General features: G+C 68.3%; 26 protein-coding genes, 2 pseudogenes and 1 riboswitch. Of the genes and pseudogenes, 12 read left to right on the top strand and 16 right to left on the bottom strand.

Annotation, left to right across the window (positions count from 1 at the left end):
• Positions 1-6: 6 nt before the first annotated feature.
• Positions 7-765 (bottom strand): MBL fold metallo-hydrolase, encoded by a 759-nt coding sequence (locus G4H71_RS11875; RefSeq protein WP_072737235.1) that lies wholly within the window; start codon positions 763-765, stop codon positions 7-9.
• A gap of 65 nt (positions 766-830) precedes the next feature.
• On the opposite strand from G4H71_RS11875, the gene G4H71_RS11870 reads away from it, so the two are divergent.
• Positions 831-1,670, top strand: coding sequence for an alpha/beta hydrolase (locus G4H71_RS11870; RefSeq protein ID WP_072737236.1), 840 nt, complete (start codon positions 831-833; stop codon positions 1,668-1,670).
• Here G4H71_RS11870 and G4H71_RS11865 read toward each other — a convergent pair.
• Positions 1,647-2,048, bottom strand: coding sequence for a MarR family winged helix-turn-helix transcriptional regulator (locus G4H71_RS11865; RefSeq protein WP_072737237.1), 402 nt, complete (start codon positions 2,046-2,048; stop codon positions 1,647-1,649). The genes G4H71_RS11870 and G4H71_RS11865 overlap by 24 nt on opposite strands.
• Before the next feature lie 102 nt (positions 2,049-2,150).
• Here G4H71_RS11865 and G4H71_RS11860 point away from each other — a divergent pair, with 102 nt between their 5' ends.
• Positions 2,151-3,632: an MFS transporter gene (locus tag G4H71_RS11860; protein ID WP_072737238.1), complete on the top strand. Its 1,482-nt coding sequence runs from the start codon at positions 2,151-2,153 to the stop codon at positions 3,630-3,632.
• Here the strand turns inward: G4H71_RS11860 and G4H71_RS11855 are convergent.
• On the bottom strand, positions 3,586-4,617 hold the full coding sequence (locus G4H71_RS11855) for an alpha/beta hydrolase fold domain-containing protein (RefSeq protein WP_083342967.1): 1,032 nt from the start codon (positions 4,615-4,617) through the stop codon (positions 3,586-3,588). The genes G4H71_RS11860 and G4H71_RS11855 overlap by 47 nt on opposite strands.
• A gap of 139 nt (positions 4,618-4,756) precedes the next feature.
• Positions 4,757-4,817, top strand: a riboswitch (guanidine-III (ykkC-III) riboswitch).
• 10 nt (positions 4,818-4,827) lie between these two features.
• Between G4H71_RS11855 and G4H71_RS11850 the strand changes: the two genes are divergently transcribed.
• Positions 4,828-5,142 (top strand): DMT family transporter, encoded by a 315-nt coding sequence (locus G4H71_RS11850; RefSeq protein WP_072737240.1) that lies wholly within the window; start codon positions 4,828-4,830, stop codon positions 5,140-5,142.
• Positions 5,143-5,189: 47 nt separating this feature from the next.
• On the opposite strand, the gene G4H71_RS11845 is transcribed toward G4H71_RS11850, so the two are convergent.
• Entirely contained in the window at positions 5,190-5,453 is a 264-nt protein-coding gene (locus tag G4H71_RS11845; RefSeq protein WP_072737241.1) for a GlsB/YeaQ/YmgE family stress response membrane protein, read from the bottom strand.
• A gap of 153 nt (positions 5,454-5,606) precedes the next feature.
• Here G4H71_RS11845 and G4H71_RS11840 point away from each other — a divergent pair, with 153 nt between their 5' ends.
• Both G4H71_RS11840 and G4H71_RS11835 read left to right on the top strand, forming a co-directional pair.
• On the top strand, positions 5,607-6,614 hold the full coding sequence (locus tag G4H71_RS11840) for an NAD(P)H-dependent glycerol-3-phosphate dehydrogenase (RefSeq protein WP_072737242.1): 1,008 nt from the start codon (positions 5,607-5,609) through the stop codon (positions 6,612-6,614).
• Positions 6,615-6,858: 244 nt separating this feature from the next.
• A complete protein-coding gene (locus G4H71_RS11835) occupies positions 6,859-7,479 on the top strand; it encodes a YdcF family protein (protein ID WP_072737243.1) in 621 nt (206 codons plus the stop codon).
• A 43-nt stretch (positions 7,480-7,522) separates the two neighbouring features.
• Here the strand turns inward: G4H71_RS11835 and G4H71_RS11830 are convergent, their stop codons facing one another.
• Both G4H71_RS11830 and G4H71_RS11825 read right to left on the bottom strand, forming a co-directional pair.
• A complete protein-coding gene (locus G4H71_RS11830; protein ID WP_072737244.1) occupies positions 7,523-8,047 on the bottom strand; it encodes a DUF1990 domain-containing protein in 525 nt (174 codons plus the stop codon).
• Between the two features lie 3 nt (positions 8,048-8,050).
• A pseudogene (locus G4H71_RS11825) lies at positions 8,051-8,620 on the bottom strand (DUF8462 domain-containing protein); the annotation flags it as partial.
• Between the two features lie 128 nt (positions 8,621-8,748).
• Between G4H71_RS11825 and G4H71_RS11820 the strand changes: the two are divergent.
• On the top strand, positions 8,749-9,978 hold the full coding sequence (locus tag G4H71_RS11820) for an IS256 family transposase (RefSeq protein WP_072740403.1): 1,230 nt from the start codon (positions 8,749-8,751) through the stop codon (positions 9,976-9,978).
• A gap of 52 nt (positions 9,979-10,030) precedes the next feature.
• On the opposite strand, the pseudogene G4H71_RS11815 reads toward G4H71_RS11820, so the two are convergent.
• Positions 10,031-10,657: pseudogene (locus G4H71_RS11815) on the bottom strand (ATP-binding protein); the annotation flags it as partial.
• 158 nt (positions 10,658-10,815) lie between these two features.
• On the opposite strand from G4H71_RS11815, the gene G4H71_RS11810 reads away from it, so the two are divergent.
• Entirely contained in the window at positions 10,816-11,583 is a 768-nt protein-coding gene (locus G4H71_RS11810) for a Clp protease N-terminal domain-containing protein (protein ID WP_072738476.1), read from the top strand.
• On the opposite strand, the gene G4H71_RS11805 is transcribed toward G4H71_RS11810, so the two are convergent.
• Complete coding sequence (locus G4H71_RS11805) at positions 11,580-11,726, bottom strand: hypothetical protein (RefSeq protein ID WP_169847157.1); 147 nt, start codon at positions 11,724-11,726, stop codon at positions 11,580-11,582. The genes G4H71_RS11810 and G4H71_RS11805 overlap by 4 nt on opposite strands.
• A 25-nt stretch (positions 11,727-11,751) precedes the next feature.
• Here G4H71_RS11805 and G4H71_RS11800 point away from each other — a divergent pair, with 25 nt between their 5' ends.
• The gene (locus G4H71_RS11800; RefSeq protein ID WP_072738477.1) at positions 11,752-12,270 is read left to right on the top strand and encodes a CGNR zinc finger domain-containing protein; all 519 of its coding nucleotides are present in this window, start codon (positions 11,752-11,754) and stop codon (positions 12,268-12,270) included.
• Positions 12,271-12,406: 136 nt separating this feature from the next.
• Positions 12,407-13,015, top strand: coding sequence for a DedA family protein (locus tag G4H71_RS11795; protein ID WP_169847158.1), 609 nt, complete (start codon positions 12,407-12,409; stop codon positions 13,013-13,015).
• 17 nt (positions 13,016-13,032) lie between these two features.
• On the opposite strand, the gene G4H71_RS11790 is transcribed toward G4H71_RS11795, so the two are convergent.
• From G4H71_RS11790 to G4H71_RS11780, 3 genes are all read right to left on the bottom strand, one after another.
• A complete protein-coding gene (locus G4H71_RS11790) occupies positions 13,033-13,464 on the bottom strand; it encodes a VOC family protein (RefSeq protein ID WP_072738479.1) in 432 nt (143 codons plus the stop codon).
• An 80-nt stretch (positions 13,465-13,544) separates the two neighbouring features.
• Positions 13,545-13,895 carry a helix-turn-helix transcriptional regulator gene (locus G4H71_RS11785; protein ID WP_072738596.1) on the bottom strand — a complete coding sequence of 117 codons (351 nt, stop codon included), beginning with the start codon at positions 13,893-13,895 and terminating at the stop codon, positions 13,545-13,547.
• Between the two features lie 86 nt (positions 13,896-13,981).
• Entirely contained in the window at positions 13,982-15,151 is a 1,170-nt protein-coding gene (locus tag G4H71_RS11780) for an LLM class flavin-dependent oxidoreductase (RefSeq protein WP_072738480.1), read from the bottom strand.
• Positions 15,152-15,258: 107 nt separating this feature from the next.
• Here G4H71_RS11780 and G4H71_RS11775 point away from each other — a divergent pair, with 107 nt between their 5' ends.
• Together G4H71_RS11775 and G4H71_RS11770 are read left to right on the top strand one after the other, a co-directional pair.
• Positions 15,259-15,948, top strand: a complete 690-nt coding sequence (locus tag G4H71_RS11775) for a TetR/AcrR family transcriptional regulator (RefSeq protein WP_072738481.1) — start codon at positions 15,259-15,261, stop codon at positions 15,946-15,948.
• Positions 15,945-17,600 carry an FAD-binding dehydrogenase gene (locus G4H71_RS11770; protein WP_072738482.1) on the top strand — a complete coding sequence of 552 codons (1,656 nt, stop codon included), beginning with the start codon at positions 15,945-15,947 and terminating at the stop codon, positions 17,598-17,600. The genes G4H71_RS11775 and G4H71_RS11770 overlap by 4 nt, the downstream gene beginning before the upstream one ends.
• Positions 17,601-17,697: 97 nt before the next feature.
• Here G4H71_RS11770 and G4H71_RS11765 read toward each other — a convergent pair whose 3' ends face one another.
• The 3 genes from G4H71_RS11765 to G4H71_RS11755 form a co-directional block, all read right to left on the bottom strand.
• Positions 17,698-19,173: a glycoside hydrolase family 183 protein gene (locus G4H71_RS11765; RefSeq protein ID WP_072738483.1), complete on the bottom strand. Its 1,476-nt coding sequence runs from the start codon at positions 19,171-19,173 to the stop codon at positions 17,698-17,700.
• A gap of 64 nt (positions 19,174-19,237) precedes the next feature.
• The gene (locus G4H71_RS11760) at positions 19,238-20,320 is read right to left on the bottom strand and encodes a VIT1/CCC1 transporter family protein (protein WP_072738484.1); all 1,083 of its coding nucleotides are present in this window, start codon (positions 20,318-20,320) and stop codon (positions 19,238-19,240) included.
• Positions 20,321-20,362: 42 nt separating this feature from the next.
• Positions 20,363-21,409 carry a hypothetical protein gene (locus G4H71_RS11755; protein ID WP_072738485.1) on the bottom strand — a complete coding sequence of 349 codons (1,047 nt, stop codon included), beginning with the start codon at positions 21,407-21,409 and terminating at the stop codon, positions 20,363-20,365.
• 115 nt (positions 21,410-21,524) lie between these two features.
• Between G4H71_RS11755 and G4H71_RS11750 the strand changes: the two genes are divergently transcribed.
• On the top strand, positions 21,525-22,133 hold the full coding sequence (locus G4H71_RS11750) for a TetR/AcrR family transcriptional regulator (RefSeq protein WP_072738486.1): 609 nt from the start codon (positions 21,525-21,527) through the stop codon (positions 22,131-22,133).
• A gap of 21 nt (positions 22,134-22,154) precedes the next feature.
• On the opposite strand, the gene G4H71_RS11745 is transcribed toward G4H71_RS11750, so the two are convergent.
• A complete protein-coding gene (locus tag G4H71_RS11745) occupies positions 22,155-22,643 on the bottom strand; it encodes a hypothetical protein (protein WP_246442222.1) in 489 nt (162 codons plus the stop codon).
• Between the two features lie 72 nt (positions 22,644-22,715).
• Positions 22,716-23,186, bottom strand: a complete 471-nt coding sequence (locus G4H71_RS11740; protein WP_139183281.1) for a hypothetical protein — start codon at positions 23,184-23,186, stop codon at positions 22,716-22,718.
• Positions 23,187-23,289 lie beyond the last annotated feature (103 nt).

Raw genomic sequence — 23,289 nt, 5'->3', positions numbered from 1 at the left:
CTCCGGCTACGCGGAGGCTCGGCCCACCCGTTCCCGAGCCGTGTCCACCGCCGTGCGCAGTGAACCCCGGTAGGCGGGGCCGTGCCCGGGGAGCAGGATGTCGGCGGGCAGGTCGGCCAGCGCCTCGACCGTCTCGTGCGTCTGGGGCTCATCGTGGTGGAACATCGGCAGCAGGAACTGGGGCCCGTCGACCCGTGACGTGGCGTGCGCCGTGACGAGTGCATCTCCGGAGACCACGGCGCCGGCACCGGGCAGGAGATATCCGGTGTGACCGCTGGTATGGCCGGGCAGTGGCACGGGGATCGGATGCCCCGGAACGTCCAGCGCTCCGCCGCCCGACGGGAATGCCTGCACCTCGGGAACGGAGACCGGCTTCAACGCTCCGACCCGGACGATGTGCAGACTCCAGGGCAACACGCCGGGCCGCCACGCATTGGCCGCGACCTGCAACGGCCCCGCCTGCTGGAGGTACTCGCGTCTCGCGTGCGGCACCTCCTCGGGGGAGGCGAACACGGGGAACGAATACTGCTGCGCCAGAGCGGATGCGGAGCCGATGTGGTCGACGTGGGCATGTGTGATCAGCATTGCCCGGATGTCCTCGGGCCGACGGCCGATCGAGGCCACCGAATCCTCGACGGCCTCGCGGTGCGCCGGATAGCCGGAATCGACGAGTGTCAGGGCACCGTCCTCCTCGAGGAGGATCCAATTGGTGTGTCCGGCGCTCACGAGGAACACTCCGTCTGCGACCTGGAAGGGTGTCGTCATGACGACACCCTACGTGTCATGATCGTCACACCCGGGAAGTATGCGCACCCGCCAGGAGGGATGTCATGGAGCGGCACGAATCGTCCTTACTCGCCGAGGACGGCACCCGGATCGTGTATGACCTGTGGCAGCCCGCGGGCGAGGTCCGCGGAGTCCTGGTGCTGTGTCACGGTTTCGGCGAGCACGCCCGCCGCTACGACCATGTGGCCGACAGGTTGGGCGAGCTGGGACTCGTCGTCTACGCCCCCGATCACCGCGGTCACGGCCGTTCGGGCGGAAAGCGGGTCCACCTGCGGGAGTGGTCCGACTTCCTGGACGACCTGTCCCGGCTCTTCGAGGTCGTCTCCCGCGAACACCCCGGGGCCGACCGGTTCCTCCTCGGGCACAGCATGGGCGGTGAGCTGGCGTTGACCTACGCCCTCGACCATCAGGCCGATCTGAAGGCACTCGCGCTGTCCGGCCCGGCCGTCGACGTCACCAGCGGCACCCCACGGATCGTGGTGGAAGTCGGCAAACTGCTCGGCCGGTTCCTTCCCGGCGTTCCGGTGCAGACCCTGGACTCCGCCGCGATCTCACGCGATGCCGCGGTGGTGGCGGCGTACGAGGCGGATCCACTGGTGCATCACGGCAAGGTACCCGCCGGGATCGCGCGCGGCCTGGTGGTCGCGGCCGAGCAACTCCCGAAACGGCTCCCCTCCCTGACGATTCCGATCCTGCTCCAGCACGGGCGCGAGGACGCACTGGCGAGCGTGCGCGGAACCGAGATGATCGCCGCCGCCGTCGGCTCGTCCGACGTGACGGTGAAGATCTACGACGGCCTGTACCACGAGGTGTTCAACGAACCGGAGCAGCAGATGGTCCTCGACGACCTGATCGACTGGCTACGGCCGCGGGTCGGGTCCTGAGCTCTCCTCCGAAAGCCGTTCGGCCAGAACGTCCAATTGAATCTTCCTGGCGTCGGCGTACACGGCCCGGCCCTGCTCGGTGACGTCGACGAAGACACCGCGGCGGTCCGCCTCGCACAACGCCCGCGCCACCAGACCGGCCTTCTCGAGTCGGGCGACGCTGCGGGACAACGCGCTGGGGCTCAGATACATGTCCGCGGCCAGATCCTGCATGCGGGGACGCTCGCAACTCGGAGCCATCAGCCGGTCCAGCGCCTCGAAGTCGCTCATGCTCAGCCCGTGGGCCTGTTGCATCCGCCTGTCCAGCTCGCAGGCGATGCCGTTGTAGCTGTCCAGCAGCCCGCGCCACGTGCTGCGCAGTTCGGCATCGGACTTCATGCTTCCGCACCTTAGTGTGCACGCGCAATTACTGCAAGTAAACCAATTGCAAACACATTTTGTGCTTGTGCATTGATTGCATGTGCATCTAGATTGACCCGTGTGACTCTCAGTGATGCCTCCACTCGGACTTCCGCGCCACCGACAGCGACTTCGGCCACGGCAGGTGCCCCCGTACAGCCGCCCGCGCCACCCGTCTCCTGGGCACCCCGGCTGTGGGCGATCCTCGCGGTGCTGTGCCTGGTGATGTTCCTCGACGGCCTCGACGTCTCGATGGTCGGCGTCGCCCTCCCCTCGCTGGGAGCCGAACTCGGCCTGTCCACCACGGCGCTGCAATGGATCGTCAACGGTTACGTCCTCGGCTTCGGCGGCTTGCTGCTGCTGGGCGGACGCACCGCCGATCTGCTCGGACGGCGCCGCGTGTTCCTCGTCGCGCTGGCCGTCTTCGCGGTCGCGTCCCTGGTCGGCGGCCTCGTCGACGACCCGACGCTGCTCATCGCCAGCCGCTTCGTGAAGGGCCTCGCGGCCGCCTTCACCGCACCGACCGCGATGTCGATCCTCACCACCACCTTCAAGGAAGGTCCGTCGCGCAACCGCGCGCTGGCCATCTTCTCGGTGTTCGGGGCCAGCGGCTACTCCTCCGGGCTCATCCTGGGTGGACTGCTGACCAGCGCCGGGTGGCGATGGACCTTCCTCATGCCGGTGCCGTTCGCGCTACTCGCCCTCGTCGTCGGTGCCGCGCTCATCCCACGGCAGCCCCGGGCCGACACCGGTGGCCACGACCTGTTCGGGGCGGCGACGCTCGTCTCCGGAATGCTCCTCGCGGTCTACACCGTCGTCGCAGCACCTGCCCGCGGCTGGACCGATCCGCTGACGGTGGTGTCCTTCGTCGGCGCCGCGGCACTACTCGCCGCCTTCCTGGTGATCGAGCAGAAGGTGCCACATCCGCTGGTCCGCCTGGGGGTCCTGAGAATCGGCTCCATCGTGCGCGCCAACCTCGCGATCGTCGCCCTGTTCGGCTCCTACCTGAGTTTCCAGTTCATGATGACGATCTTCCTGCAGTCGATACTGGGCTGGTCGCCACTGAAGATGGCGCTCGCGCTGCTCCCCGCGGGTGTGATCGTCGCGATCGGATCGCCGTTCGTCGGCAGGCTGATCGACCGATTCGGCACGCCGCGGATCATCGCCGCCGCCCTCGCGTCGCTGAGTGCCGGCTACGTGTGGTTCCTGATCGCCGGGAGTGACCAGCCGTCCTATCCCGTTGCGGTCCTCCCGAGCGTCCTCCTGCTCGGCGTCGGGTTCGCCCTCGGATTCACCTCGATCATGTCGCAGGCCACCGAAGGGGTGGACGATTCGGAGCAGGGCCTCGCCTCGGGCCTCGTCCAGACGTCGGCCCAGGTCGGCGCGGCCCTCGTGCTCGCCCTCACGACGGCGCTGGTCACCTCCGGATCCCATTCGGCGACCGCGGTGGCCGGGTTCCATCAGTTCCAACCGGGCCTGGTGCTCGTCACCGGCGTGGCGCTGGTCGGACTGGCGATCACGACGTGGCCGCTGACCCGCCACGCCCTGTCGCCTCGTCACTGACACCGTCGGTGCCCGTCTCGACGTCGCGACGGGCACCGATGGCACGCTCGGCGAAATCGATGCTGAGGCCGATGATCGCTCTGCTCTCCCGCAGGATCTTGCCGATCACCGGAAACGCGTGGATCTGCCCCCGCCAGAGGTGGGTCTCCACCGTTCGGCCGGCCGCGTGGAGGGTGGCGGTCATCGCCTCGAGATCGGGGCGGAGCATTTCGTTCTCGGCGGCCGAGAAGAAGACCGGCGGAAAGCCACGGGGATCGGCGTCGACCGGCGACTGGGCCCCGGGAATGACGTCCGGCCCCGCGAGCCAGCGCTCCTTCACCGCGATCACCTTGTCCAGCGGCAGGTATGCATCGCGGGACAGGAGCGCTCGGTCGTGGGCCTCGAAGTCGAGGTTCAACAGCGGCGAGTATCCGATCACCGCAACGGGAGCCGGTAGTCCGAGCGAGGTGGCGACCTCGGCGATCTTCATGGCGAGGTAGCCGCCCGCGGAGTCTCCCGCGACGATCACCTTCGACGGGTCCTCGCACTCCTCGACCAGCGCGGCGTACGCGGCCAGAGCGTCGGCGACCGAGGCACCGATCGCCCCCTCGGGCAGTTGCCGATACTCCACCGACGTCACCGGCACGCCACTGGCCGCGGCCAGCAGGCCGCACAGCGGACGGTGCGTGGCCAGGCCGCAGAACACGAAACCACCACCGTGGAAGTAGAGGATGGAGGCTCCGCGAAGATCGCCGGTCGCCGTCCGGGGGTGCGTGATTCGTTCACATCGCACCCCACCGAGCCGCACCGTTTCGATGTCGACGCCCCGCGGCTTCGGGAGCAGATCCACCGCCTGTTCCAGTCGGGCCAGGGCAGCCAGGCCGCGGTCGGTGAGCGGCCAGTACGTGAACAGGGGCTTGACCAGGACCTGCGCGAAGAGGTGGACGAGTCCGGCACGTCGGCTCACGTCGTCGTGCCGGATCACCGGTGACCCAGTGGACGTCATACCGACTTCTCCTCGTGCTTCTCCTGGTGCACGCCAACTCCTGTACCCGAACGCCCCCGGCTCCCTTCACCATAGGACGGGGTCGGCGCCGGTGGTGGCAGATCTCACCGGCCGTGTCGCGTAACGGTGAGTATTCTCGAAGACGTCGATCGACACCCGGACGAGCGCACCGTACCCGGCCAGCGACAAGACGGTGCAGGAGTTGTCGTCATGGCTTGGCTGGTTCTCGTCGTCTCCGGGGTTCTCGAAGCGGTCTGGGCGACCGCGCTCGGTCGTTCCGAAGGTTTCACCCGCACAGGCCCGACCACCGTGTTCGTGGTCGGGCTCGTCTTCAGCATGATCGGGCTGGCGTACGCGATGCGCACCCTTCCGACGGGGACCGCCTATGCGGTGTGGGTCGGAATCGGTGCGTCACTCACCGTCGGCTACGCGATGGTCACCGGCGCGGAGTCGGCGTCGCTGGTCAAGATCGCATTGATCCTCGGAATCGTCGCGTGCGTGGTCGGTTTGAAGGTGCTGCACTGACCCCGGCGTCGATCACGCCGGGGTCGGCGCAGGTCGCTCGGGCGCGGTCAGGTGCGGCTACGAACGGCGTTCACGATCCACAGCAGGATCACCGCACCGAGCAGGCAGGTGAAGAAGCTGAAGAACCAGCCGGCACTTTCGACGTCGACGCCGAAGATGCTCAGCAGGAAGCCGCCGAGCAGTCCTCCGACGACGCCCACGACGATGTTCAGCACGATGCCCTGCTGCTCGTCCGTTCCCATGATCTTGCTGCCGATCCACCCGGCGAGACCGCCGATGATGATCCATCCGATGATTCCGAGACCGAGCATGTCTCCTCCAGCGCGTCGAGGTAGAGAGTTCCTACATCCTCACAATGCACCCTCGGCGAGGGCCGGGGCGCCAACTCGGGGAATCTGCCCCGCGGATCACTCTCCGGTGGGACGCTGAGGTCGTTCACACAGGCTCGACGGTGAGGAGTCGCGATGTCGCGTCCGGTCAATGTCGTCGTTCTCGGGGCCGGATCGTGGGGTACGACGGTGGCCTCGCTGTCCGTCAGGAACACCCCGACACTGCTGTGGGCTCGGGATCCGGACGTCGCCGTCGAGATCGAGACCGACCGGCGCAACAGCCGCTACCTGGGCGATCGCCTCCTTCCGGAAGGCATCCGGGCCACCGACGATCTGGGTCGGGCGGCACGCGAGGCAGACGTGCTCGTCGTGGGCGTGCCCTCGCACGCGGTTCGGATGACGCTGATGCAGATCGCGAACGACCTACGCGCGTGGGTTCCCGTGCTGTCCCTGGTCAAGGGGCTGGAGCCGGAGTCACGTCTCCGTCCGACCGAGGTGATCGCACAGTGCCTGCCCGGCCATCCCGTCGGGTTGCTCGCCGGCCCCAACATCGCCAGCGAGATCGTCGACGGCTTCGCTGCCGCGGCAGTCGTCGCCACCCAGGACGACCGTGTGGCCTCGGCGCTGCAGCCGCTGTTCGCCACCGCGGTGTTCCGGGTCTACCGCAACACCGACGTCCTCGGCTGCGAACTGGGCGGTGTCCTCAAGAACATCATCGCCATCGCCTCGGGCATGGCGGACGGCCTGGACGTCGGCGACAACACCCGCGCGATGGTGCTCGCCCGGGGACTGGCCGAGATGACCCGGCTCGGCGAGACGATGGGCGCGAACCCACGGACGTTCGCCGGTCTGACCGGGGTGGGCGACCTGATCGCCACCTGCATGAGCCCACGATCGAGGAACCGCAGGGTGGGGGAATCGATCGCCCGCGGTATGACGGTCCAGGAGGCGGTCGCCGATCTCGGCCAGGTCGCCGAGGGCGTGAAGACCGCGCCGACCGTCATGGCACTGTCCCGGGACTACGGCGTGGACATGCCGATCGCCGCGGAGGTCGAGGCGGTGGTGGCGGGCCTCCGGTCCCCCGCCGAGGCATACCGCGGTCTGCGGCGTCTCGCCCCCGGCGGGGAGCACGACGTCGCCTGAACGGTCCGCGCCATGACGCCCTCCGGCGACCTCTGGGAGTTCTCACAGACTTGCCGTGTTGCAGGTCACATCCCTTCGCGGTCGACCTAGTGTCGAGCCCGCCCACAGAGTCGGGGGGCGCTGCCGCAACGAGTAGCCGGTGAACCGTTCACCGGACCACGAGCAGCGAATCGGCGCCTGGTCGGGCAGTTCGACGATTGCCACCTCCTCGACGGGGGAACCACGAGCACAACCCAGGAGCGCCATGCCGATTCGTCCATCCCGCCTGCTTCCCGCCGGCCTTCTCGCCGTCGCCGTCGCGGTGGCGCTACCCGCCACCGGCGGCGCCACGTCGCCGGCCACCATCGCCAACGGGATCCTCTCGACCACGCCGTCCTGTATGAACGGACCGCGCGATGCGCTCCTCGACTGCGCGAGGCGGGAAGTGCTCACCGCGGAAGCCCCGGTGATGTTGCAGCTCAACCCGATCGGGACGCACATCGTCGTCCTCGGCGCGGGTCTGTTCCCGGACGGCACGATCCGCCCGGTCCTCGACGGCAGGCTGCGCGGGGCACTCACACTCGCACAACAGTTTCCGTACACACCGATCGTGGTCAGCGGGGGCGTGCCGCGCGCAGGCGTCACCGAGGCGCAGGCGATGGCCGACTGGCTCGTGGCCCACGGAGTCCACCCGGGGCGGATCATCCAGGAGGGCGCGTCACGGAGCACGGTCGAGAATGCCCGCAACACCACCGCGATCCTGGCCGGACGCGGCGCGTCCGGTGCCGTCGTCGTCACGAGCCCGGATCACCTGCAGCGTGCGATGGTCGACTTCCGCGCCGCGGCGGGCGGGAGGTACCCGATCGCGGGGGTGATCACGCCGTGAACTCGCACTCGACATACGAATATCAGTCTCTCTCGGATAAACGCTAGACATCCCGAGATTCTGTGAGAGCCTCCAGATAACGCGCGGTCACGTGACGCTGTATCCGCCTGCCGACCGGGGCGGTCACCCGGTTCCACCACAGGGCGGGCCGGGAGAACGCAATCACGCTCAGCACGACGGCGTCGTCCGCGCCCCATTCCACACAGAACCGTTCCTCACCCCGTTCCGGGTGCCCGTCGAGAGTTCCGTACGCGAATCCCCGACGGCGGTCGTCGTCCACCACATAGATCACCTCGCACGGCGCATCGAGATGCAGCAGGCGACCACCCCACCGGAGCGACACGCGCACGCCCGTGGCCGCGTCCGGGGTCTCCGGAGCCACCTCGATTCCGGCTCGCCGGTGCATGTCCCAGTGCATCAGGTCGGCGACCGCGCGCCGGAAGACGTGCTCACCGGTTCCCAGCGTGCACCGGCGCTCGAGATGGTCGTATCCCGGCGGGAGAGCACCTGCGGTGGCACCGACCTCGGCATAGGTCAATCGCCGTTGCGACAGCGGAGTCCGCGACATCGATCAGTCGTGCTGTGCGCGGAGATAGCGGCCGAAGTGCGGCACCGTGAAACCGATGGATCCTCGCTCCGCCGAGTAGATCAACCCCTTCTTGATCAGCCCGTCGCGGGCGGGTGACAACGATGCAGGTTTACGTTCCAACAACTTCGCGATCGACGCCGTCGCCACCGGGCCGTCGTCCCCGGACAGGTCTGCCATGGCTCGCATGTACTCCCGCTCGGCGGGTGTGGCCCGCTCGTAGCGAGAACCGAAGAACCCGACTGCCAGTTCCTCCTCCGCCGTCGGGGCGCCGACCCGCACGTCCTCCACCGAGATCGGACTGGTCGCGGCCACGTCCCACGTCGCCTTGCCGTATGCCTGAACGAAATACGGGTATCCGTCGGCGGCGAGGTACAGGGCGTCGAGCGCCTCGTCGCTGTACTTGACCTCCTCACGTTCCGCGGGGGCGATCAACGCGAGATCCGCGGCCTCACGGTCGAGCCGGTCGATCCGGTGGTAGCTGAACAACCGCTCGGAGTAGCTCTTCGACGCCGAGAGGACCGCAGGCAGATGCGGCAGCCCGGCGCCGACGACGGTTGCGTCCATGACGATGGTGTAAGAGCCGGATCAGGACGTCACCGGCGTGTCGTAGCCGGAAAGTAGGCGGTCATCGCGTGATTCTTCGAGAGAGCTACCAACTCGACTCGACGAAAGAGCACGCGATGACCACTGCCCACGATATCGACCTGGACCAGTTCCTGACCGATCGCCTCACCGACGCCAGCCCCGACCTGCTGCGCAGCCTGCTGTCCACGTTCATCGACGCGCTGATGGGCGCCGAGGCCGACAGCCTGTGCGGCGCCGGTTTTGGTGAACGCTCCGAGGACCGCACCAACAGCCGGAACGGTTACCGCCACCGGGACTTCGACACCCGCGCCGGAACCCTCGACATCGCGATCCCCAAGCTGCGTCAGGGCTCGTACTTTCCTGATTGGTTACTGCAGCGCCGCAAGCGTGCCGAGCGGGCCCTGACGTCGGTGGTGGCCACCTGCTACCTGCTCGGGGTCTCGACCCGACGGATGGAGAAACTCGTCGACTCGCTCGGCATCACCAGCCTGTCGAAATCCCAGGTGTCGGTGATGGCGAAGGACCTCGACACCCAGGTGGAGGCGTTCCGCAGCCGCCCGCTCGACGCCGGCCCGTACACGTTCGTCGCCGCCGACGCCCTCGTCCTGAAGGTCCGCGAGAACGGCCGGGTGGTGAACGTGCACGCCCTGGTCGCGGTCGGAGTGAACGCCGAGGGTTACCGCGAGATCCTGGGAATCGAGGTGACCTCCGCCGAGGACGGGGCCGGTTGGTTGGCTTTCTTCCGGTCGCTGGTCGCCCGCGGCCTGTCCGGAGTGCGGTTGGTGACCTCCGACGCCCACGCCGGCCTCGTGTCGGCGATCGGCGCCACCCTGCCCGGGGCCGCTTGGCAGAGGTGCCGGACGCATTATTCGACCAATCTCATGTCCCAGACACCGAAGAACTCGTGGCCCTGGGTGCGTGCGCTCCTGCACTCCGTCTACGACCAGCCGGACGCCGATTCTGTTCATGCTCAATATGATCGGGTGATCGACGCCTTGTCGGAGAAGCTCCCAACGGTAGCCGATCATCTCGACTCCGCGCGGGCAGACCTCCTCGCCTTCACGGCCTTCCCGAAGCAGATCTGGCGGCAGATCTGGTCGAACAATCCTCAGGAACGGCTCAACAAGGAGATCCGGCGCAGAACCGACGTGGTCGGGATCTTCCCCGATCGCACCGCCCTGATTCGGCTCGTCGGCGCGGTACTCGCCGAGCAGCATGACGAGTGGATCGAAGGCCGCCGCTACCTCGGCCTCGACGTGCTGACTCGGTCCCGCGGCACCCACGAACCTACCGAGGAGGTGACGCCGGCGGCTCTGACCGCATAACCCCACGAGGAGTCACGCGACGACCGTCGTACACCACGCCCTGGGACTTGACCCCGACGACGATCAACGGTGCCGCATCCTGGCTGAGTTCGTGGCAGGCACCGCAGATGGCGGACACGTCCGCGGGAGACAGATCCTGCATCTCGTCGATGAACAGCGCGATACCCACACCGACATCCCGCGCCAGCGACGACGCGTCGAGCAGGAGTTCGACCAGATCGATCTCGATGTCCCCGGAGTCGGCCCGGCCCTTCACCGCCGGGGCATCGATACCCGGTTGCCAGCGTTCGCGCATCCCCTTGTCCGCCGTCGCCCGCAGCGCGAACGACTTGAGGACGCCGAGGAAGTTCTCCACCCGCTCCGGATCACGGTGCGACGGTGCGATCTCCCGTACCGCCATGTGCAACGCGGAGGACAGCGGCCGACGGAGATCCTGGTCCGGCCGCGCCTCGATCTTGCCTGTCCCCCAACCGCGTCCGATCGCGGCCGAACGAAGCTGATTGAGCAGAACGGTCTTTCCCACGCCGCGCAACCCGGTCAGCATCACACTGCGCTCGGGGCGGCCCCGCGCAACCCGTTCGAGCACCACGTCGAAGGCGTCGAGCTGGCGGGTGCGGCCGGCGAGCTCCGGCGGCCGTTGACCGGCGCCGGGAGCGTACGGGTTACGGACCGGGTCCATGCGGACGAAGGTAACAACCTCGTCAGAGGTTTCTGCGGACATCTAGCGCGTGTCCTAGATCCGATTAGATCCCGCTGACATACGCCTCGGCGCCGCAGACCGTGCGCGTGCGGCAACCCAGGGTTGACGTTCGTCATGCGTCAACCTAAGGTTGACGCATGACCATACCCGACCCCCGCCCCACGGCGGCCACCCAGCCGATCCGACTCGACGACCTCATCGAGACCATCAAGAAGGTGCACACCGACGCCCTCGAGCAACTGACCGACGCCGTGCTGGCTGCCGAACATCTCGGCGACGTCGCCGACCATCTCATCGGCCACTTCGTCGACCAGGCGCGCAGGTCAGGGGCTTCCTGGACGGACATCGGCAAGAGCATGGGGGTGACCAAGCAGGCAGCGCAGAAGCGCTTCGTCGCCAAGCCGGGGGAAGCACCCGATCTCGATGCCAACCAGGGCTTCAGCCGCTTCACGGCCCGGGCGCGCAACGTCATGATGGCCTCGTTGAACGAGGCGCGGGCCGCCGGCAACCCCGAGATCTCGCCCCTGCACCTCACCCTGGGCCTGCTCAGCGAGCCGGAATCCCTCGGCGCGAGAGCGCTCACCAGCGAGGGAGTGTCGCTCGACGAGGTCCGGGCCGCGGTGACTGCCGCACTTCCGGCGGCCGCACCGGATCCGGTCCCGGACCTGATCCCCTACGACGCCGCGGCGCGCAAGACCCTGGAACTGACGTTCCGCGAGGCACTCCGCCTCGGCCACAACTACGTGGGCACCGAGCACGTCCTCCTCGCACTGCTCGAACTCGAGGACGGCGAGGGGCCCCTCACCGGCATCGGAGTGCGCAAGTCCGCCGTCGAGGCGCTACTCGTCGAGGTGCTCGCCTCGATGAGCGTCGACCCGTCCGCGCAGGTCGAGCAGAAGCCCTAGACCTCCAGGGTCAGCACCTCGGAGGTGAAGGGCAGCAGAGCCATCCGCCATCGTCCGCACGCGCAGCGCTGATAGTGCAGCATCCCCTCGCTGGTGCGATGGCGCGAGGCGCTCTCCCAGGAATGACGGTGTTCACGGTTCATGCCCCCAGCGTGATGTAATGCCATTGTGCATCTCAACCCTTACGGCGAGTACGCGGTCGTGCTGGCGGCCGATCTCGTGAACACACCGCCGCAGTCGATCGACGAACTCGTGGATCGTTGCGTCGACGCCGGGATCGTCGTCGACTTCCCGGTGGAGTACGACGACCTCGATGCCGTCCACGAGGTACTCCGACGCTGGCTGGCCGTGGTCGACGCGACCACCGAACGACACCGCGCCGACCTGGTCAACGAGATGCTCGCGTCCGCCTCGGCATATCCGCGGCTGACCGACCACGCCGGTGACGGCTGGCATCTGCACTACCGGGACGACCAGCATTCGCTCGCCGGGGTGCTCGCCGCGCTGTTCTCCGTGGGCACGGCCCTGCACCTGGTGGGCCGAGGCATGTACCGTCTCGGCCGATGCACCGCGGACGACTGCGATCGCGTCTACGCCGACGTGTCCCGCAACGGGACCCAGAGATACTGCTCCCCGCGCTGCGCCAATCGAGACGCCGTGCGCCGGCACCGGTCCCGGCACCGCTGACCCGGCACCGTCGACCCCGCCGACACCGCACCCCGAGTGAACCCTGATCCCGCCCCGGGGAAATGGGGGCTTCACCCGATGGCTTCCCTCGCTCGCGCGACGCACGGTGGAGGGATGCGTCGGCGGAGGTGATGCGGTGAACATCGTCGACTACATCGAGCAGTCGAATTGGCTGCTCCCCCTACTGTTCCTGGCAGTCGCCGCGGACGGGGTCTTTCCCCCGCTGCCGAGCGAGTTGCTGGTGCTGTCGGTCGTCGCGGTCGCGGCGGCCACCGGGAATCCACCGATGTGGCACCTACTGCTCGCCGCCGGACTCGGCGCACTGGTGGGCGACCATCTGGCGTACGGGGTCGGCAACCGCCTCGCGACGCGCACTCGCGGGCCGGTGCGAGCGGGACTCGCTCGTGCCGCGGTGCCGATCGAACGCCACGGCGCCACCGCACTGATGGTCGGCCGATTCCTTCCCGCGGGCCGCGTCGCCGTCAACGCCGCAGCGGGCGCCACCGGGTTTCCGTACCGGACGTATGTCGCGGTCACTTTGGCCACGTCCACTGCCTGGGCCGGGTACTGCGGACTGGTCGGGACGGTGAGTGCGCGGTGGGCGGACGGGAATCCGCTGACCGCAACCCTCATCGCCGCGGGAACCGCCCTCGCCCTCGGTGCCGTGGTGGACGTCGTGCGGCGGCGAACCGCCGTCGTCTCCGATGATCTACCCAAATCTAGCTTGAAGAGTAGAAACCGATAGATATTGCTGACGGCCGCTCAGTGCGGGAACTCACCGCCCTCGAACTCGCGCTCCTCGACCAGTACCAGCCAGTTTCCGGAGTTGTCACGCATCACCGCTTCGATCCCGTACGGCCGCTCGGACGGCGGCTGGGTGAACTCGACACCGCGAGCGGAGAGTTCCTCGTAGGTCTTACGACAGTCGGTGGTCGAGAGCCCGAAGCCGCCCATCGTCCCCGCGGCCAGCGACCGTCGGATCGCCGCCGCCATGTCCTCGTCGAGAGGCGGTCCGGGAACCATCAGGGTGACCTGCAGTTCACGGTGCGCCGGGTGCGACACGGTGACCCAGCGGAACCCGTCTCCCATCGACACGTCGGTGGTCTCCTCGAACCCGAGTACGTCGGTGTAGAACTTCTTCGCCTCGTCCTGATCGGTGACCCACAGCGTCACCAGCGATACGTTCGTGATCACGGCCCTGCCCTCTCGTCGAGTGTCTGCCCCCTCGACGCTATCGACACGGCGTTCCGTCGGCTTCTCGGAAATTGCGCTCCTCACCGGCGATCACCGAGACCGCGCATGAACAGGTAGCAGCCGGGGATCCGCGGCACCCCACTGCGGGCGAACTCGGCCTGATATGCAGACGGAGACACCCCGACCAACTGTCTGAACTTCACGCTGAACGACCCGAGCGAGCTGTATCCGACCAGATGACAGACCTCGGTGACGGTGAGGTTCGACGAGCGCAGGAGATCCTGGGCGCGTTCGATGCGCCGCTCGGCCAGGTAGGCCGACGGCGTGATCCCGTAGGTGGCCCGGAAGCAGCGGATGAAGTGGTACTTCGACACCCCGGCGACCGCCGCGAGACGCTCCGACCGCAACGGCAGCGCGTACTCGCGGTCCATCAGATCACGGGCACGACGAAGATGGGGCAGGACGTCGTCGGGCGCCCGGCCGTCACCGTAGCGGAGGGTCACTCACCGAGTATGCGTCAACGGGTCGGGGCGAGAAATGCTCCCGACCCCGAGAGATCCCCCGCGCGCGGCGTGCGTGCCTGGACCAGGCCACGCTTCTCCAGGATCGGGCGCACGCCCTCACCGAACTGGTACGCCTCCTCGAGGTGCGGGTAGCCGGAGAGGACGAAGTGGTCCAGTCCCAGCGCCGCGTACTCGGCGATACGGTCCGCGACCTCGGCGTGCGAGCCCACCAATGCCGTGCCGGCACCGCCCCGCACGAGCCCCACCCCTGCCCACAGGTTCGGCGCCACCTCGAAGTTGCGGGCCCCGGTGCCCGCGTCGAATCCGGCGCCACCGCCGTGGAGTTCGAGCATCCGCTTCTGCCCCTCCGAGGCGGATCGGGACAGCGCGTCCTGCGCGGCCCGCACCGTCGCCGGATCGAGAGCGCCGATCAACCGGTCCGCCTCCGCCCAGGCCTGCTCGGAGGTGTCCCGGCTGATGACGTGCAACCGGATGCCGTAGTCGAGCCGACGCCCCTGCACCTCGGCGAGGTCGCGGATCCACGCGATCTTGGCCGCCACCGCTGCGGGCGGCTCCCCCCACGTGAGGTAGGTATCGGCGAACTGCGAGGCCACCGTGCCCGCGGCCGGGGAAGAACCACCGAAGAAGATCGGCGGGACGGGGTCGGGGACACGTTGCAGTTGCGCGTTCTCCACCTCCACGTACTCGCCGTGGAACGTCACCGGTCCGTCGCCTCGCCACAGGCGACGGATCACGTCGAGGTACTCCCCGCACCGCGCGTACCGCTGGTCCTTGGACAGGAAGTCGCCGTAGGCCCGCTGCTCGAGGTCCTCACCTCCGGTGACCACGTTGAGGAGCAACCGTCCCCCGGACTGCCACTGGAACGTCGACGCCATCTGCGCGGCGAGCGTCGGGCTCAGCAGCCCCGGCCGGAGCGCCACCAGGAACTTCAGGGTTTCGGTGGTCTCGATCAGCATCGCCGTCGTGAGCCACGCATCTTCGCACCACGCCCCGGTGGGTGTGAGAACGGATTCGAATCCGTTGGCCTCCGCGGCTGCCGACAGCTGGGACAGGTACCGGAGCGTGGCCGGGCGGTCGCCCGACATCGAACTGCCGTGCCCGCCCGCCATGAGGTTGCGGGAGTCACCGTAGGTGGGCAGGAACCAGTGGAAGTGCGCAGACATGCGTCCGATTCCATCAGCGGTGTCGTCGTCTCGACAGGTTTCGAATCATCGTGATCGCTACCGGACGCGCCGCATGCTTGCGATACACCAATGTATCGGATTCATTGATGTATCGGATACACCTGTGTAGCGTCGAAGCCGTGGAACAGACGGTCCGAGTCACCAAGAGGCGTGGGGAAACCCGCAGCCGGCTCCTCGACGCGGCCGTCGACGTGTTCGCCGAGAACGGATTCGGGCGATCCACCGTCGAACAGATCTGCGAGCGGGCCGGATACACGCGGGGTGCCTTCTACTCGAACTTCGACTCGCTGGACGAGATGTTCTTCGCGATGTGGGAACTGCGGTCGAGGGCGATGCTCGACGGGCTCCGCGCCGCGGCCGAACGAGCGATGCCCGACATCGCCGCCCTCGCCCCCGCCATGCGCCTCCACGTCGTGGTGGAGAAGGCGCTCGAGTTCGTGCCGGTGGACGACGCCTGGTACCGGATCAACGCCGAGTTCACGGCGCACGCCCTCCGCACCCCCGCCGTACGCGACTCGATCGCCCGACGAGAGGAAGCGATCATCGCCACCATCGCACCGATCGTCGAGAAGTCGTTGTCCGCCATCGACCGTCGAGTGGTGGGAGACCCGGCCACCCTGGGCCGGGCGCTCGTCGCGGTGCACGACGGCACATCGGTGCAGTGCCTGGTCGACACCGATCCCGCATCCGCACGCGCCCTGCGCACCGAACTCTTCACCCGCGTTCTCGAGTCCTACACCGAACCCGCCCACTCAGAAACGGAGCGTCCCCAGTGACCGAACAGGCCGATGTGATCGTCGTCGGTGCCGGACTCGCCGGCCTCGTCGCCACCTACGAAATGGTTCGGGCGGGACGCACCGTCCTCGTCGTCGATCAGGAGAACGAGGCGAACCTCGGCGGCCAGGCATTCTGGTCCCTCGGCGGGCTGTTCCTCGTCGACAGCCCCGAGCAACGCCGACTCGGCATCAAGGACTCCTACGATCTCGCGTACCAGGATTGGCTGGGCACCGCCGCATTCGACCGCGAGCGCGAGGATCACTGGCCACGTCAGTGGGCGCAGGCATACGTCGAGTTCGCCGCCGGCGAGAAGCGCAGGTACCTCCACGACCTCGGTCTGCGGGTGATGCCCAACGTGGGTTGGGCAGAGCGCGGCGACGGCACCGCACTCGGACACGGCAATTCGGTGCCCCGCTTCCACATCACCTGGGGCACCGGGCCCGGCGTCGTCGAGGTGTTCCTCCGGCCGGTGCTGGAGGCACAGCAGCGCGGCCTGGTGACCTTCCGGCACCGGCACCAGGTGGACGACATCGTGGTCACGGACGGGGCCGCGACCGGCGTCCGGGGAACAGTTCTGGAGCCGTCCGCCGAACCCCGCGGAGTGAAGAGTTCCCGAACAGCGGTGGGCGAATTCGAGTTCTCCGCCCAGGCCGTCGTCGTGACGTCCGGGGGCATCGGCGGCAATGCCGAACTGGTCCGCGAGAACTGGCCTGCACGGCTGGGGAACCCGCCGCAGCACATGCTCACCGGGGTCCCCGCCCACGTGGACGGGCGCATGCTCGGGATCACCGAGGACGCCGGCGGCAACATCGTCAACCGCGACCGCATGTGGCACTACACCGAGGGCATCGCCAACTGGGATCCGATCTGGCCGAACCATGCCATCCGGATCATTCCCGGCCCGTCGTCCCTGTGGTTCGACGCCACCGGAAAACGTCTTCCCGCACCATTGTTCCCCGGATTCGACACGATGGGCACACTCGCGCACATCATGAAGACCGGCCACGAACACACCTGGTTCGTCCTCGACCAGAAGATCATCGAGAAGGAGTTCGCCCTCTCCGGCTCCGAACAGAACCCCGACATCACCGGCCGTGACGTCAAACTCCTCGCCAACCGTATCAAGAAGGGTGCGCCCGGCCCGGTGGAGGCCTTCACACAGCGCGGCGCAGACTTCGTCGTCCGCGACAATCTCCGCGACCTCGTCGACGGAATGAACGCGCTCACCGACGAACCGCTTCTGTCCTACGAGGACATCGAGAGGCAGATCATCGGCCGGGACCGCGAGGTGAAGAACAAGTACACCAAGGACTTCCAGATCATGGCCATCCGCAACGCGCGGGGCGTGCTCACCGAGAAGCTGACCCGTGTCGTCGCCCCACACGAGATCCTCGACCCGAAGAACGGGCCGCTGATCGCGGTGAAGCTGCATCTCCTCACCCGCAAGACGCTGGGCGGCCTGGAGACGAACCTCGATTCCCAGGTGATCCGCGCCGACGGCACTCCCTTCCCCGGCCTCTATGCTGCCGGGGAAGTCGCCGGATTCGGTGGCGGCGGCGTGCACGGCTACAGCGCACTCGAAGGCACCTTCCTGGGCGGCTGCATCTTCTCCGGCCGCGCTGCCGGCCGCGCCCTGGCCCGCCGCCTCTGATCGCTCCCCGTGCCTGATCCCCTGCGGCACAATGTCACATCGGTTCGCCCAGATCGATCCGATGTGACATCGTGCCGGGGAGGGGCCGGGCCGTCGGTCAGCGGTCGACGTCGGCGTGCATGAGGAAGACGTTGTAGTCGGACCAGGTCGACATGGTGAAGTACAGGTCGCCCTCCGTGGACCACGGATGGATGAATCCGCCGTAGAGCTCCGGATATTCGAGGGCACTGACCATGGGCGCGCTCTCGGTCCACAAACCCTGTGGGGAGTTCGACTCGCGCAGGACGATCGCAGCCTTGGACGTGTCGAGGTACACCATCTGCCACAGGTCGGACTCCGGCACGTAGCGCACCGACAGCTCGGCTGCGGGGGCGGGCACGATCGTGGACGCCTCGTTCGGGCCGCCCACCGGAGTCCAGGACCCGTCCTGCCAGTACTGGTAGGCGGTCTTGTCCAGGACCTGGTCGACCGGGACCCGCGCGACGCCGACGCCACCGAGCCGGGTGTTGCGGGTCCCGAACATGTAGACGTGGTCACCCGCGGGCACCATCGACGCCACCTGGAACTGTGTGACACCGAAGATGTTCTCCCAGCGCGCGTGCGGATCCTTCGTCCAGGTGGATCCGCCGTCGTCGGAGTACGCGATCCCACCGTGATTGGTCCACCACGTCGCGGGGATGCTGTTCCACGTCCGGATCGACATGTAACTCATGTACTGGCGGTCGCCGACAGCGAAACCGGATGTGGGAATCGTGGTGATCTCGACGTTGTCGAGTTTGCGGCTGCTGAGGACCTCCGCGGCGTGACACCGGCTGTCCTGCACCATCGAATCCAGGCTCATCCCGTCGGCGAGGTGCCGGTCGCTGCTGAACCCGAGCACGTTGCTGCGCCAGTCCTCGCCCTGCCCACCGGGCGGGTGGAATCCCTTCCCGACCGTGTCACCGAACGCCACCGCGATCTGGTCGGGGGCACTCTCCCACATGATGCCGAGGTCGGTGCCGTTCACCTGGTATCGCTTGTCCGTCCGGCTGACCGAACCCGCACCGGTCACCTTGGCCACGCGGGTCACGTCGCCGATACGGGGCGCGGGTGGGAGTGGGCTCACCGGCGCCGACTCCACGGGCGGAGACGACGGCCCGGGCGGCGGGGGCACCGGGCCGGGATCCGGACCCGGTACCGGGATGCCGAGGTGGAACGGCGACGGCTTCAGCGAAATCTGCGGAATGCCCAGGACACTGGACAGATTCCCCGGCGGCACGAACTGGTCGTCGTCGGTGAGATCGGGGCACGGGTCGAGGCAGGGATCCAGCGGCAACGGGTCGGGAACATGCCGCACCTGCTCCGGCTCCGGCGCCGGATAGGGCACTTCGGTCACGGTGGGGACGGGCACCGGGATCTCCACCCGATCCGGAATGAGCGACGCCGTCTCGTTCGACAGTTCCGCCAGACAGGGGCCGGTCCCCGGGGCCCCGTTCGCCACCGGCTCCGCACCGGCCGGGCCGACCGCCGCGATCACTCCGCTTCCCAACAGCACCGCGGCAACCGCCGCCGACGCCCCGACTCGACCCGGCATTCCTCACCTCACGCAATTCGATTATGCCCGAACGTAACACCCCGATATGGGAGGGCGCGGGAAGTCAGGACACATTCGTTCCGAACAGCAAGCCGAGCAGGTAGGTCGCCGCCGCGGCCCCGTATCCGATGGCCAGCTGCCGAAGCGCGCGACGCAGCGGAGGGCCACCCGACAGCACCCCCACGACGAAACCCGTTGCCAACAAGGCTATCCCGACGAGAATCGCAGCAACGAGGATCGCCGCCGTCCCCTGCATGCCGAACAGGAACGGCAGTACCGGGATGATCGCACCCGACCCGAAGAACAGGAAGCTCGACACCGCAGCGCGGGTTCCGGTTCCGATCTCCTCGTGTTCGTCGGTGCGGGTCTCGTCGACGGTACGGTGCGTCCGCAACACCTCGTCGGCACGCGCCTGGGCCTCGTCCGCGCTCATCCCCCGGGCCCGATACACCAGGGCCAGCTCGTTCTCGTCGACGTCGAGGAGTGGAACGGCGTCCGCGGCCGCGGGGTCCGGCCTCGACGCCTCCAGCAGTTCGCGCTGCGAGCGGACGGAGACGTACTCGCCCGCACCCATCGACAGCGCGCCGGCGAGAAGACCGGCGAGACCGGTGAGCAGGATGAACTCGTTCGAGACCCCGCTGCCCGCGATCCCCAGGACCAGTGCGAGGTTGCTCACCAACCCGTCGTTGGCTCCGAACACGGCGGCCCGGAACGTTCCGGACAACCGGTTGCGTCCCCGGGTGGCGAGCGCACGGATCACTTCCTCGTGGATCTGCTCGTCCGCCACCATCGCCTCGGTGGCGTCCGCGTCGGAGGCGTACGGGGATCGCGCCTCGGCCCGCTGAGCCAGAGCGAGGACGAACACGGACCCGAATCTGCGTGCGAGGACACCGAGGAACCGGCTCCGGATGTCGGCGCGGACCGGCGCGCCGACGTCGTCTCCGAGCAATCTCAGCCAGTAGGCCGCGTGTCGCTCCTCGGCGTCCGCGAGCCCGAGCAGGATCTCCCGTTCCTCCCCGCTCCGCCGAGCGGCGAGGTCCCGGTACACAGCCGATTCCGCGCGTTCGTCGGCCAGGTACCGGCGCCAGCGACGGAGCTCCCGCGCCGTCGGAATGCGTCCGGACGGGGCGGATCCCGGATCCGGCACGATGCGCCCCTTCCCGACGTGAGAACTCGACTCGCTCGCAGCCTAACCCGCCGGGGTCGCGGTGTCGTCGAGTCGAGCGGAGGGCTCGTCGGCACCACCCCGGCGCCCGAAACGAGCGCCCGCCACACACAGGATCGTGCCCGCCGCGATCCAGCAGGCGAGGACGACAAGAGCACCACCCGCGCCGTGGCCGTCGAAGTATCCGGCGGACCGGACGACGGTTCCGGTGGCACCGGGAGGAAGAAGCTGACCGAGCGTGCCCCACCCGGCCGGCAGCCAGGACCCGGTGGTCGCCATACCGGAGAGCGGGTTGGCGACGAAGACCATCGTCACCGCTCCCACCGCGAAACCCGGCAGCCCGAAGAGTGACTCGAGACCCAGCAGGGTGAGGGAGATCGCGCCGATCCCGGCAGACACCGCGAGCGACGTCCCGACGAAGTTGCCGGTCAGACTGCCGAAGCCGTACTGAAGGACCGCGGTGAGGGCGAATCCGGCGAGAATCGCGAACGAGACAGCCCCGACGATGCGCTGGGTGAGGCTGTGCGCGAACAGACGAACGAGCGCGATCGCGGGCACCATCCCGCCGAACACGAGGGGCAGAGCGAGCATGCTCAGTCCGGCACCGGTGGGGTCGTCGGCAGGCAGTGGCACGACGTCCTCGACCGGCACGGGCGCCCCCGTCGCCTCACGCAATCCTTCTGCGAGACCGGTGAGTGCCTGGGAAATCGGCACCCCACCCGCCGATGCCACCATAACGGTGGGCCCCTCCGGGCCGACGACGATGCCGCCCACCACCTCGCGATACTCGATCCCGGTACGCACGGCATCGGCGTCGGGGTACTCGCGGGTCTCGAACGCGCCGGGGCGCATCTCGGAGAGGCCGGCCTCGATCTGCGAGACGGCTGCCTCGGGCCCGGCGACTCCGAGAGGCAGGTCGTGGGGACCGCTGTTGATCGTCGGAAGGACGAAGGCGAGGAGCATGGCGGTGATGACCGCGGTCAGTGCCACGACCACACCTGCGAGCTTCACGGCGGCCGGTGGTCCTGTGGGGGCGCCCCGGTCGGTGGTCGATGCGGTTTCGGCGGACATGACGGACCTTCCCTGACGGAGAATGATTAGTGGAGGATTTTCCTCCGTATATGTGGAGAATTTTTCTCCGGTTAGAGTGGTTTGTCAACACGTGACGTGCGAACGGAGGTGAGACATGCGCGCGGATGCGGCACGACGACGGGACGCGCTGATCTCGGCGGCCCGGTCGGTGTTCGCCGAACGGGGGCACACCGCGCCCCTCGACGCGATCGCGGAGGAGGCGGGCGTGGGGATCGCCACCCTCTACCGCAACTTCCCCACCCGCGAGGACCTCGCGTATGCCGTGGCGATGGCCACCCTGGAGGACATGAGCACGGCGGCCGACCGTGCCCTCGCGAAGGCCGCACACGACCCGGCGGCCGCGGTACGGGACTTCGTCGACGCCGCGGTGGAGTTCCGGATCGGCGCCATCATGCCCGCCGTCGTGAACGAGAGCTTTCAGGAACTTCCCGACGCCGTACTGCAGAAGCGGGCCGGGACGAAGGACACCGTCACCCGGTTGATCCGGACGGCACAGCAGGCAGGCGTCATGCGAGCCGATGTGGAACCGCTCGAGTTCATTCTCGGGATCGCGCTCCTCACCAGGCCGCAGGTGCGCGTCGTCGAGGAGATGACCGCGCAGATGGTGTCCAAGCTCGTCGACATCTTCCTCGACGGGCTGCGATGCGGTGCGACAGCGACATCTGCGGCGTCGTCCGCAACGTCCGGGCGGGACGGCCGATGACGGCCGGGTGCCTGCCGGCGATCAGGGCATCTCGACGGTTTCCGCACGGGCGATCTCGTCGACCGCGCGCCGAGTGGCCGCCGCTACCGGAACCTGTGCCGCGGCGGCGAGATCGGCGATGACGACGACGGAGGCTGCGAGGACACCGCCTCGCTGCGGCGCCACGGACTCGTCGGGATCGCCGAGCCCCAGCGCCCCGGTGAGCACGGTTCCGAGCGCACCGACGTCCAGGTCGGGAAACCAGCTCACGGCACCGGCGCATCGACGCAGGACGTCCTGGGCGTTCTCCGTGGACAATCCGTCCGGGTGCGCGGCTTCGAGGAGCTCCCGCACGATTCCCGAGTGAGTCGCGACGACCTGATCCGCGGGCAGTTCCGCCAAGCGGTCCAGGGCCTCGCCGCATGCGCCGCGCCGTGTGCCGTGCGCGGCCTCGACCGCGTCGACCGTGGCCGCGGCGATGTCACGGGCCGTCCGCGGCCAATGGCCGGGCCACACCTGGTCGGGACACATCGCTCACTCCTGCCTGTTCACGTGCGCCGCTGCCGGCGCGCCGTCCACCTTGCCAGAGCTCACCGACACGGTTCAGAGGGCCAGTTCGGACGCCATCAGTTCGGCGGCGAGACGGGGGCGCGGTTCGGTCGGACGCAACCGATCCACGCACCGGAGGATCTCGCGGGCGACCTCGTCGGCACCTGCCTCCCGCAGAAGTCGGTCCGCGGAGACTTCGACTGCCGTGAGACCGAGGTGGTCGGCTCGGACCACCACTGCGGGCACACCGCTCGCGCACACGACATCGCTGGTGGCACTCCTCGTCTCGTCCGGCCGATCCCCCGGATCGAATACCGACGTCGAGACCAGTCGAGGAAGTTCACGCCACGTGCGACGGACCCGCGCCCGCACCGCCCGCCGGTATCCCGCCATGACGGCGTCGCCGAGGTCCGCCGGCGATCGGTCACGGCACCAACCCGTATCGATCACGATCCGGTCGGGCAGCAGGTGTTCGTCGATACGGACCTCGACCCCCACCCCGGCCCGCACCGGTGGTTCCTGCAACGATCCTCGTATCACGTGTCCCCCTCCATCGTTCGACGACGGCTCGGCCCCCACCCGGCCGGACATTTCCGTCACCGCGAAGGGTAGCCGCGGGGGCGGGCCC

Origin of the sequence: Rhodococcus triatomae, assembly GCF_014217785.1 — a bacterium.
In the GTDB taxonomy this organism is placed as follows: domain Bacteria; phylum Actinomycetota; class Actinomycetes; order Mycobacteriales; family Mycobacteriaceae; genus Rhodococcus_F; species Rhodococcus_F triatomae.
This window is presented reverse-complemented; position numbering and strand designations above follow the sequence as displayed.